The sequence below is a fragment of the Chitinophaga sp. GbtcB8 genome (genome assembly GCF_019091455.1).
In the GTDB taxonomy this organism is placed as follows: Bacteria; Bacteroidota; Bacteroidia; order Chitinophagales; family Chitinophagaceae; genus Chitinophaga.
Genome location: NZ_JAGXJN010000033.1, coordinates 1 through 12086, shown reverse-complemented (window position 1 = coordinate 12086; position 12086 = coordinate 1). Strand labels below are relative to the sequence as shown.

5 protein-coding genes are annotated in these 12086 nt (G+C 46.5%); 3 read left to right on the top strand and 2 right to left on the bottom strand.

The window, feature by feature from the left end; all coding sequences use genetic code 11:
* Positions 1–15 precede the first annotated feature (15 nt).
* Both KVT36_RS23740 and KVT36_RS23735 read right to left on the bottom strand, forming a co-directional pair.
* Complete coding sequence (locus KVT36_RS23740) at positions 16–861, bottom strand: universal stress protein (RefSeq protein WP_217605943.1); 846 nt, start codon at positions 859–861, stop codon at positions 16–18.
* A complete protein-coding gene (locus KVT36_RS23735; protein WP_217605942.1) occupies positions 858–1313 on the bottom strand; it encodes a MarR family winged helix-turn-helix transcriptional regulator in 456 nt (151 codons plus the stop codon). The genes KVT36_RS23740 and KVT36_RS23735 overlap by 4 nt, the downstream gene beginning before the upstream one ends.
* A gap of 1036 nt (positions 1314–2349) precedes the next feature.
* On the opposite strand from KVT36_RS23735, the gene KVT36_RS23730 reads away from it, so the two are divergent.
* The 3 genes from KVT36_RS23730 to KVT36_RS23720 all read left to right on the top strand — a co-directional run.
* Complete coding sequence (locus KVT36_RS23730; RefSeq protein WP_217605941.1) at positions 2350–2862, top strand: transcription termination/antitermination protein NusG; 513 nt, start codon at positions 2350–2352, stop codon at positions 2860–2862.
* A 300-nt stretch (positions 2863–3162) separates the two neighbouring features.
* Positions 3163–5190, top strand: a complete 2028-nt coding sequence (locus tag KVT36_RS23725) for an AMP-binding protein (RefSeq protein WP_217605940.1) — start codon at positions 3163–3165, stop codon at positions 5188–5190.
* On the top strand, positions 5187–12086 hold a 6900-nt coding region (locus tag KVT36_RS23720; protein WP_217605939.1), incomplete at its 3' end, for a non-ribosomal peptide synthetase. The genes KVT36_RS23725 and KVT36_RS23720, both read left to right, overlap by 4 nt.

Genomic DNA, 12086 nt, shown 5'->3' with positions numbered 1-12086 from the left:
TATAACAAATGGTCACTACTTCAGGATCAATACCGGCTCCTGCGCATTTTTATAAATGGCTTCGGAAATGCTTTTATGGGTAAGGGAATACAGGAAGCTGTGCTTACCTGGCAGGGCTATGACCAGCTGTACCGGGTGCGCCTCTACGAACTGCCGTACCCCGTTCAGGAGATCCGGCTCATTGCTGTAATGCAGCTCATGTGAAAAATCCTGCAGGTAGGTATGCAGGTCCTCTTCTTTTTTGCGGAAGGTTTCATCCGGGTGTAAATAGGTTTCTTCCGGGTCCACGTTCAGCACCAGTAATTTGGTGTCGCCCCAGGTTGGGGAAGTTTGTACATGGCTAAACCGGCTTAAAGGCTGCAGCGCATCAAAGTCTACCGGTACCAGCGCGGTTTCCACAGGCTGGTAGGTATAACCGGCCGGTACCACCAGTACTTTAATAGGGCTTACCTTGGCAATGCTTACTACATGTCCGGCCACAATGCTGCCGCTGGAATAGCTGTAGTTATCGCTGCCCAGCAGCAGGGTATCTGCTTTTTCATCGCGTATCGTATCCAGGATGGCGCGTAACATGGGTACCTCGCTTACAACCGAAAGTATGGCTACGTCCTTGTCCACCTGGGAAGCTACCCGCTGGCGCAGGGATTCCAGGTGGTCCAGCACATCCTGCCGTTCCTGCTGCCGGTAATCCTGGTTCACCGCATATTCCGCCGATAGTACGATCTGGTCAAAGATATTGTCATAAAAAGTTTTCAGCAGTATAATGCGCGTATAGTCGTACCGTTTGCACCAGGCTGCGCCAAAATTCACCGCATTCTCCGCAGTATCGGTGAAGTCTACAGGGATGAGTAATGTTTTCATAATGTTTGTTTCAGGTTGTCGTTCATTTTATTTAACATCACAATAGCCTTTTCCATTACACCGAAAGGTATGCCAGCCGTGGCTGTTTCATACATTTCAGTGATCAGCGGGTTAAATTGTTTCTGCAGCTGTTTCCCTTCTTTGGTTAAAAAGATGAGCTTATTGCGCCGGTCGTTTTCATCCGCTGTACGTATTACCAGGTTCCGCTTTACCAGGTTGTCGATCAGGTAAGTGGTGCTGGATTTATCCTTAATAATAATATCTGCAATTTCCTGCTGGTTCACCCCATCCTGCCGCCATAAATAGGCCAGTATTTCCAGCAGCTCAAAGGAAATATCAAACTGGTATTCCCGGAGCTTGGCCTGTATGTGCAGCCGCATAATGGAGCGCATTTCCCGGACAGACCTTGTGAGGTCGCGTGCCAGTTCGGTAATATTGTTCGTAGTGTTCATACAAACAAATTTATTGCTTTTTGCAGTTAGAGTGCGGGTTACTGCCAGGCTCACCCGGAAACAAAGGTACGGATAATTGGTTTGAAATAAAACTAATTTGATCCGGCATATTTTGATGGAAGAACAAAAGCCAGTGTTAACCCGTTTCCCTAAAATGTTGTTTTTTCTGTTTTACAAGCGGGGCTATTTATAATAGCTGCCTGGAATAATTGCATCATTAAAAAGAAGGGAAGCGATTTTTAAGATACAAAAGCGTATTACGTACACTATATTTTTATTTTAATGTGAAGGGAAAATAAAAGGATGGGGATTGCGTAAGTTTTGGAAATAAAAAAATAACCGTGCTCTTACTTAATTACAGCATCTGTTTTTTGAAAATAACCGGAGTAGATGCAACCTGCTATGGTAAAGGATTACAGCGGAGTGTGATTTTGGGCGCAGCAAGAAATGAGTGCGTAAATTTTTAATACAAATTGTAAGCCGCGCAGATGATCTTGTTGTGAAATTCTCAAAAAAAGTGTTGGTTGTTTTAATTTTAAAATTATATTTGTCTTGAAAACTCTAGTAACCCCTGATTGACCCAATAGATATTTAGTCGACCACCAGACCAGAGGAGTAAGGATCAGTGATTCTATTGAATAAGAAAAAAAACCGTCACGAAATCTGATAAATCAAATAACCGTCAGATTTTTAAATTCAGGCCAATAGTTACTAGTTGTCGTTTTCAAGTGGGAATGCCTTCTTGAGACCGCCACCTAAATTTTTAAGTTGCAGTAAGTATTCACGTCTTATTGTAGCGGTAGCTTTTACTTTAATTTTTTCCATATCCTATACGCCCGCCTCCCCAAAGAGGACAAGTGTGTATGTTTGTTGATGCGCGGGTTGTCTACCTCCACCATTTACCTTCTGTGAAACAAGCCATGCTTCACTGTAGCGGTAGCTGTGTATTTTATTCTTTATCAGCAATAAAATAGGGTGCATATAGCAGTATGCTCTTTAGAACTGTTTCGTTATTCATTGTTTAAAGTCGGCTTTTATGAGTTTTTTTGTTGCAGGTTGGTACCTGATCTATACGAAGCCGAGGCAGGAAAAAAAAGTGGCAGTGCAGTTGTCAAAATCAGACATCAAAACTTTTCTGCCAGTTTTTAAGAACAAAGGCCATCGTGTAGACGGAAAAAAATTGGGTTTTACTCCACTCTTCCCATCCTATGTGTTCGTGCAGCTGAAAAGCATGACGGACTACTATACCTGTGCGGATACGGATGGAGTGATCACCTATGTAAAATTTGGAAAAAAGATAACACGCGTTAAAGACGAAGTAATACAGAATATAAGTATGCTGGTGGATAATTGTCCGGATATAACAGTGCTGTCCGGCAATGTTCATTCCGGACAAAAAGTGCGTATTGAGGATGGCCCCTTGTCAGGCCTCTCCTGCGAGATTGCAGAGCACGAAGGCCAGCAGAAGGTATTGGTACATGTGAGTGTCCTGAACCTCTATATTGTTGTGAACGTTTCGCTGAATAAGTATCTCATAGAGATGTGTTGATAAATATTACACCGGATACCAGACTAATGTTACCCCCAAAAAGCAAGGAAAAAAATCCATTAGACAGACATATACTAATTATTGAAATTTTTTATTTGATGTAATAACCATTAGCCTTGAGTGTTTTATAGTACACATTTCACTGAAGATTATAGTTTATAGCCGCAGGCGGTAGTACACTTTTATTGTTTGTAGTACGCCCTGTAGCCCTATAGTGCTAACAACACCTGTGTTAGCATCCGGCGCCGTGCCCCGGACCGGGTCCTTAGTGTCCATTGATCAGATTAGTCAAAAGTTGTTATGAAAAATAACGGGAAAACCATCGTTGATCATTTGCTCACCTATGCAAATGTTACACCAGACAAAAAAGCTTTTATTGTGCTTGGGAATGAAGCGCATGATGAAAAAGCTATTACCTATCGCAGACTTGCAGCCACGGTTGAAAAAGTTGCCGCCGCTTTAGCAGAAAGAGAATGGGCCGGTAAAAGAGTGTTATTGGTTTACCAGGATGTGCTGGAATTTGTTGTTTCATTCTTAGCCTGCCAGTACGCCGGTATTATTCCGCTGCCTGTGCCTTACGTTAAAGGCAGCAAACAATTTGCCAGGCTGGTACACATTATTGAGGATGCGCAGGCCAGCGCCGTTCTCTGTACGGATGCCTCAATCCCTTACCTGCAGCAGGGATTAGGGCAGATCCTGGATAAGATCCAAATAATCAGCACCGATAAAAGTGTACCCCTTAGAGTATTGCAGGCGCCTGTGTGGAATGAGATCTCCTTCATTCAATACACTTCCGGTTCCACCGGCCATCCCAAAGGCGTAATTATTACAGCCGCTAACCTGCTGCATAATCAACAGCTTATTCAAAATGCTTTTGATGGCAACAGCAACTCCGTTATTTTTTCCTGGCTGCCTTTTTATCACGATATGGGCCTCATTGGTAACATCCTGCATACGGTGTATGTGGGCTGTAGCTGTGTGCTGATGTCGCCTTTCCAGTTTATGCAAACGCCTAAAAGATGGCTGGAAGCCATCACGAAATATAAGGTTACGCATAGCGGCGCGCCCAACTTCGCTTATGATCTTTGTGTGAACAGGGTTTCAAAAGATGAACTATCGGCGTTAGACCTGTCCGGCTGGCAGGTGGCCTATAACGGGTCAGAGCCGGTACGCCCCGATACCCTGCAACGTTTCAGCGAATATTTTGCACCAGCTGGTTTCAAGGCGCATGCCTTTTACCCTTGTTATGGTTTGGCAGAAGCTACCTTACTGGTGTCTGGCAACAAACAGCAGGCACTTCCTGCTACCATTTACATTGATCACAACGCCGCAGGTAATGGCCTCATTCAGCTGGTGGATGCAGGGCATGCCAATGCCAGGGCAGTAGCGGGTTCCGGGAAAGTAGCCGAAGGCATGCAGCTGAAAATTATTTCCCTGAATGATGGTACTGAATGTGCCGGGCTGATGGAAGGAGAGATCTGTATTGCCGGTGAAAGTGTTACTAAAGGTTACTGGAATAAACCAATTCATGATCTTTTCTATGAGCTGGATGGCACAAAATTCCTGAGAACAGGCGACCTGGGTTTCCTGTACAACGGGGAGCTGTTTGTGCATGGCCGTTTAAAGGAAATGCTGATCATCCGCGGAAAGAATGTATACCCTTATGATATAGAGCAGCTGGTAAGCAGCAGCCACGCCGCCATTGAACCTAATGGTGTAGCGGTATTCAGCATTGCTCTGCAGCCGGATGCGCCGGTGATTATAGCAGAAGTAAAAAGAACAGCTATCCGCGGGCTGGATGCAGCAGCCGTGATCCGCACCATTGACCAGGCAGTAGCCGGTGTATATGGAATAAACCCGTACGACATTGTATTAACCACGCCGCTGGGTATTCCCCGCACTACCAGCGGTAAGCTGCAACGGGTAAAATGCCGGGACAGCTATCAGCAGCAGCATTTTGAGATCATCGCCGCCAAACTAGGACTGGCTACCGCTTTGCTGCAAGGGCAACGGGATGAAAGGTTGCTGGCAATAGTAAAAGAAGATGGCAATTATGCAAACATAAAATCTTATGTGCTGGATCTGCTGGAAGCAAAAACAGGCAGCACAATGGCGCAGCATACGGAAGACGGCACAGAGCTGACAGAGATGGGTGTTGACTCCCTGCGTGCCATGGAGATCATTAACGCCATTAATAAAGAGCTGCATATCAGGATCGATGCAACAAAGTTATACCAGTATAACACCCTGTTTGATCTGATCTGCACTGTTGAGAACATGTTATGGTTAAAAACTGAACAAACATCCGGAAAGGAAATTACAATATGAATACACTAGAGATCATAAGCGCCTTAAAAAGACATAAAGTAATTCCCCGCCTGGCTGGTGATCAGATCAAGCTGGTTGGAGAAACCACTAACCTTTCGGAAGAGCTGATCGCACACATAAAGGCCGGTAAGGAAGAGCTGATCGCATTTCTCAGGAATGCCGTGGATGTATCGGCAATGGCGCCTATTCCAAATATAGCAGAGCAGGCATATTATCCGGCCTCCAATGCGCAGAAAAGACTTTGGATCTTAAACCAGTTTGATGGGGGAGACCGTGCATACAATATACTAACCGGCCTTTACCTGCAGGGCGATATTATAACGGAAAACCTGGAAAGAGCTTTCCGCATCACCGTTCAAAGACATGAAAGTTTAAGAACAGCCTTCCGGGAAACCAACGGAGAGCTGCAACAGGTAATACTGGACCAGGGTGTGTTTGAAATGGAAGTGGAGGATCTTAGTAATACGCTGGATATAAACACACGACTGAAAGCAGCCATGGCGCAATGCCAGCAATTCAGGTTTGATCTGCAGCAGGGGCAAACCATGCAGGTGAAGCTGATCAGGATAGCTGCAACAGAACATGCCTTGCTGTTAAACCTGCATCACATTGTTTCAGACGGGCATTCTGTAGCTGTATTGCTGCAGGAAGTAATGCGTTTGTATGAAAGCATCTGCAAAGCAGCTGCAACACCCGTTATTCCATTAAGGATCCAGTATAAAGATTATACGCAATGGTTATCGCAAAGGATCGCCGGTGTGAACGGGCAGGCCGCCAGGGATTTCTGGCGGCAGCAGTTTGCAGCCGGTGTAACCCCGCTGGAATTACCGGCAGACTTTGCGCGGCCAGCTATCAAAAGCTTTGCAGGCGGCACTTCCCGGTTTTTACTGGGCGCTGAGCAGTATGAATCGATCCTGCAGTTCTGCCGGCAAAATCAAACCACGCCATTTAACTTTTTGCGTGCAACATTAACGCTTTTATTAAGCAGGCTTTCCGGGCAGCAGGTTGTTACCATTGGCGCGCCGGTATCGGGCCGCCATCACTTTGACCTGGAAAACCAGGTAGGATTTTATGTAAATACGCTGCCATTGAGAATGGAAGTAGCGCAGGCAGATAGTTTTCTCAGCTACCTGAAGAAAGTGCATGCACATTCTGCTAAAGCCTTTGAGTTCCAGGAATATCCTTTTGACAGGATTGTGGAAGAAGTAGCGCAGCGCCGCGATAACAGCCGGAACCCGCTGTTTGATGTGATGATGGTGCTGCAGGATACGAGTATTGGTGATGGCAGCATGCAGCAGCAGCACGGTTTTACCTTAGCACCCCTGGACAGTTATTTATATGCAGCAGATGAAACCCTGCGCGAAAGCGCTACGGCTAAATTTGACCTGACCTTTAATTTTGCCAACGATACAGATAACCGCTTTTACCTGGAAGTTGAATATGCTACTGCTTTATTTAAAGCGGCTAGTATACAAAAGCTTTTCAATACCTACCTGCATATCATTACGCAGGTATTGGAGCGCCCGGATGTGCTGCTGAGCGACATTGAAATAGTAGGAGCAGAAGAGCAGCAATTGCTTTTATCTGTCTTTAATGCAACAGATGTAGTTTACAACCAGCAGAATACTTTCCTGCAAAAATTTGAGCAGCAAGCCGCTCAAGCACCGGACCAGGCAGCCATTCTGTTTGATGAAACAGTACTGAGCTACGCAGCGCTGAATGAAAAAGCAAACCAGCTGGCTGGCTACCTGCAAAAAAAGTATAAGATCCAGGCCAATGACCGCATAGGCATCCAGTTAGACCGTAGTGAATGGACCATCATTGCTATACTGGCAGTATTAAAGTCCGGCGGCGCTTGTGTGCCTATTGATACGGAATATCCGCAGGAGCGCATTGATTATATTATAACAGACAGCCAATGCAAGGTGGTGATAGATGAAGCGGAGCTGGCTAAGTTTAAGAAAGCAGCTGCAAAGTATAAAACAGAAAATGTAGCAGCCAGTAACCAACCCGGCGATCTGGCCTATATCATTTACACTTCCGGTTCTACTGGCAAACCTAAAGGTGTAATGATCACCCACAGCAATGCCACTGCTTTCATTAACTGGAGCCAGCAGGAGTTTAATGTAAATGCTTTTGATGTAGTATTTGCCGCAACATCTATCTGTTTTGATCTTTCTGTTTTTGAGATATTTTACCCTTTAAGTGTAGGTAAACCAGTTCGGTTCTTAACCAATGCACTGAGCATTCCCCAATACTTGAATACAGCAGGAAAAATACTGATCAACACCGTGCCCAGTGTAGTGGGTAACTTACTGAGCGAAGGCGTGGATCTCAGTAATGTGGCTGTATTGAACATGGCCGGGGAGCCTATCCCACCGCGTTACCTGGACCAGCTGGACGCAGAAAAAATAGAGATCAGGAATCTGTACGGCCCTTCAGAAGATACCACCTACAGTACTGTTTACATGTTAAAGAAGGATGGGGACATCCTCATCGGTAAACCCATCTCCAATACACGCATTTATATTCTCAATGAAACACTGCAGCTGCAACCCATTGGCGTAGCAGGTGAGATCTGCATAGCTGGTGATGGCTTAGCACAGGGATACCTTAATCAACCTGAACTAACAGCAACTAAATTCATAGACAATCCTTTCAAACCCGGAGAGCGCCTGTACAGAACGGGTGATTTAGGCCGTTGGTTACCGGATGGCAACATCGCCTTCATAGGCCGTAAAGATGAGCAGGTAAAACTACGTGGTTACCGCATCGAGTTAGGTGAAATAGAGAACACCCTGCAAACACAAACAGGCATTGAATCAGCAGTAGTCATAGCCAAAGCTAACAACAGCGGTGAAAAGGAAATAGTAGCCTACATTGTTAGCGAAACAGCACAGAATATTGCTGATCTGCGTGCTAGCCTTAGCAAAGCCTTACCTGCTTACATGTTGCCTGCGCATTTTGTGCAGCTGGAAACATTGCCCTTAACGCCCAATGGTAAAGTAGATAAGAAACAGCTGCCGGAACCGGAAGGCTTGGGTGTTACCGGTGTTGAATATGTAGCCCCCCGCAATGCTACAGAAGAGGCGCTGGTAGCCATCTGGCAGCAGGTATTAGGCCGTGAGCTGATCAGCGTAAAAGATAACTTCTTTGAAATAGGTGGTCACAGCCTGAAAGCCACCCGCCTGGCCAGCCAGGTGTATAAAACCTTTGAGGTGCAGCTGGCATTAAAAGAACTATTCAGTCATGCTGTATTGGAAGAACAGGCCCGCCTTATTGAGCAAAGCAGTAAAGCAACATTTATAAACATACCGGTTACAGGATCTAAACCTGCTTATGAGTTATCTGCCGCTCAGCGCCGCTTATGGGTGCTGAGCCAGTTCGAGGAAGGTAACCTGGCTTACAACATGCCAGGTACCTATGTGTTTGAAGGGAATTTAGACGCCACTGCGTTAACCGCTGCCTTTAATGACCTGATCGCGCGGCATGAGATCCTGCGCACTGTTTTTAAAGAAGACGAGCAGGGTGAGGTAAAACAATATATCCAGGCAGCTTCCGGTTTCAGGATAGAACATTTTGATCTGCGGCAGGAGCATGCACAGGAAGAAAAATTACCGCTGCTGATCCGGCAGGTAGCCATTACCCCCATGGACCTTCGTACAGGACCCTTGCTGCGTGCGGTTTTATACCAGGTAGCAGATCATAAGTGGGTGTTTGCATTTACCATGCATCATATCATTAGTGATGGCTGGTCTATGGAAGTATTGATCAGGGAACTGCTGCACCTGTACAATGCAAAGGTGAATAACACCAGCAGCACCTTACCAGCTTTACGTATCCAGTATAAAGACTACGCAGCCTGGCAGCAATCGCAGACAGGCGAAGTCGCGCTGGAACCACACAAGCAATGGTGGCTGCAGCAGCTGGCAGGTGAATTACCCCTGCTGGACCTGCCCGGCGACCGCCCGCGGCCGGCTGTAAAAACCTATAACGGCAGCACCATCAGCCTGAATCTCAATAAAGAGATCGTACAAGGGCTGCAAACCCTGGTAAATGAACAAGGCAGCACCTTGTTCATGGGATTACTGGCAGCCGTGAATACTTTGCTGTACCGCTATACCGGGCAGGAAGATATTATTATCGGCAGCCCGGTGGCGGGCCGCCTGCACAGCGATCTGGATGACCAGATAGGGCTGTATGTAAACACGCTGGTTATACGAAATCAATTCAGCGGCACAGACAGTTACAGCTCACTGCTGCAAAAAGTAAAGCAAACTACACTGGGCGCATATGAACACCAGGCCTATCCTTTTGATGAGCTGGTGGATGCGCTGCAATTACGCCGGGATATGAGCCGTAGTGCTTTGTTTGATGTAATGGTAATATTACAGAACACCGGCCACCTGATTTCAGATGGAACATCCGTAGGTGAAGCCCTGGTAAGCAGCTACGGTGATGTACACGCGCAGTTCACCAAGTTTGACCTCACCTTTAACTTTATTGAAAAAGGAGAAGGCCTGCAGTGTATTGTAGAGTACAACAGCGATATCTATCACCGGAATACGGTAAAACAATTTACCCATCACCTGGAACAGCTGCTGACCGTTATTATTACGCAACCCTCGCTACCCCTGAACCGCTTAAGCTATTTAACGGCTACAGAACAGCAGCAATTATTAAATACGTTCAATAACACCGCCACTGCTTACCCGCAGACAGGCCCGCTGGTGCAGCTCTTTGAAGCGCAAGCTGCCCGTACCCCGGATGATATTGCCATTTTCTTTGACACCAGCACCCTTACTTACCAGGAGCTGAATGAGAAAGCCAGCCAGTTTGCCCGGTACCTGCAAAGGAACTATCACATACGGGCCAACGAAAGGATCGGCATTCAGCTGGACCGCAGCGAATGGACCATCATTTCTATACTGGCAGTATTAAAATCCGGTGGCGTGTATGTGCCCATTGATACCGCATATCCGCAGGAACGTATTGATTATATCATAGCAGATAGTCAGTGTAAGGTGGTGATAGACGCCGTAGAACTATCTGTTTTCAGGGAAGAAGCCAATAAGTACCCACAGTATAACGGGCCGCTGGTAAACCAGCCTGATGACCTGGCCTACATTATTTATACCTCCGGATCAACCGGTAAGCCTAAAGGTGTAATGATCACCCACAGTAATGCCACTGCCTTTATTCAATGGTGCGGTCAGGAGTTTAAGAATGCTGTTTTTGATGTGGTGTTTGGCGTAACCTCTATCTGTTTTGATCTTTCAGTTTTTGAAATATTTTACCCGCTAAGCATTGGCAAACCCGTACGGTTCTTAACAAATGCATTAGCTATTCCACAGTACTTAGCTACAGCAGAAAAAATACTGATCAACACCGTGCCTAGTGTGGTAGGCGCTTTACTAAGTGAAGGAGTTGATCTGAGCGCTGTGAGCGTATTAAATATGGCAGGGGAGCCTATCCCGCCGCGCTACCTGGAACAGCTGGATGCAGCGAAGATCGAGATCAGGAACCTGTATGGTCCTTCAGAGGATACTACCTACAGCACCGTTTACCGGCTCAGAAATAATAGTGAGATCCTGATAGGGAAACCTATCTCCAATACCCGCATCTATATCCTGAGCGAAGCGCTGCAGCTGCAGCCCATTGGTGTAGCAGGAGAGATCTGCATAACCGGTGATGGCCTGGCACAAGGTTACCTGAACCAACCGGCATTAACCGCGCAGAAGTTTATAGATAATCCTTACCAGCATGGTGAGCGCCTGTACAGAACGGGCGACTTAGGCCGCTGGCTGCCGGATGGCAACATTGCTTTCTTAGGCCGCAGAGATGAGCAGGTGAAACTACGTGGTTACCGCATAGAATTAGGCGAAATAGAGAACACCCTGCAAACACAAACAGGCATTGAAGCCGCGGTAGTAATAGCCAGATCAAACAACAATGGTGAGAAAGAAATAGTAGCGTACTTCGTTAGTGAAACAGCACAAAACATTGCTGGCCTGCGTACAGCTCTCGCTCAAACCCTGCCCGCTTATATGCTGCCCGCGCATTTTGTGCAGCTGGAAACATTGCCCTTAACGCCCAATGGTAAAATAGATAAGAAAAGATTGCCGGAACCGGAAGGTCTGGGTGTTACAGGTGTGGAATATGTTTCACCCCGTAATGTTACAGAAGAAAAGCTGGTAGCTATCTGGCAGGAAATATTAGGACGTGAGCTGGTCGGTATAAAAGATAATTTCTTTGAGGTGGGTGGCCATAGTTTGAAAGCCACCCGCCTGGCCAGCCAGGTGTATAAAACCTTTGAGGTGAAGCTGGCATTAAAAGAGCTGTTCAGCCACGCCGTATTGGAAGAGCAGGCCCGCCTTATTGAGCAAAGCAGCAAAGCCGCTTTTGTACAGATCCCGGTAGCAGCCACACAAACAGCGTATCCTTTATCTGCAGCACAACGCCGCTTATGGGTGCTGAGCCAGTTTAAGGTAGGTAATATTGCTTATAATATACCAGGTGTGTATGTATTTGATGGTAGCCTGGATGTGGCAGCGTTATCAAATGCCTTTATGTCATTGATCGAGCGGCATGAGATCCTGCGCACTATATTTGAAAGCGATGCACAGGGAGTAGTTAGCCAGGTGGTGCAAACACCATCAGCTGCTGCCTTTAGCATAGCCAGCTATGACCTGCGGCTGCAGGATACACTGGATGCACAGCTGGAAAGCCTCATAACCACAGCCTGCTTTACGCCTTTTGATCTGACTGTGGGACCTTTATTAAGGGCCGGGTTGTACCAGGTAGCAGATAATAAATGGGTATTCAGCTTTGTAATGCACCATATTATCAGTGATGGGAGGTCCATGAGTATTTTGATCCGCGAGGTGTTAGCCTTG

Coding starts and splice junctions, on each gene's coding strand:
- KVT36_RS23740 (WP_217605943.1), bottom strand. CDS start 861: ATGAAAACATTACTCATCCCTGTAGACTTCACCGATACTGCGGAGAAT.
- KVT36_RS23735 (WP_217605942.1), bottom strand. CDS start 1,313: ATGAACACTACGAACAATATTACCGAACTGGCACGCGACCTCACAAGG.
- KVT36_RS23730 (WP_217605941.1), top strand. CDS start 2,350: ATGAGTTTTTTTGTTGCAGGTTGGTACCTGATCTATACGAAGCCGAGG.
- KVT36_RS23725 (WP_217605940.1), top strand. CDS start 3,163: ATGAAAAATAACGGGAAAACCATCGTTGATCATTTGCTCACCTATGCA.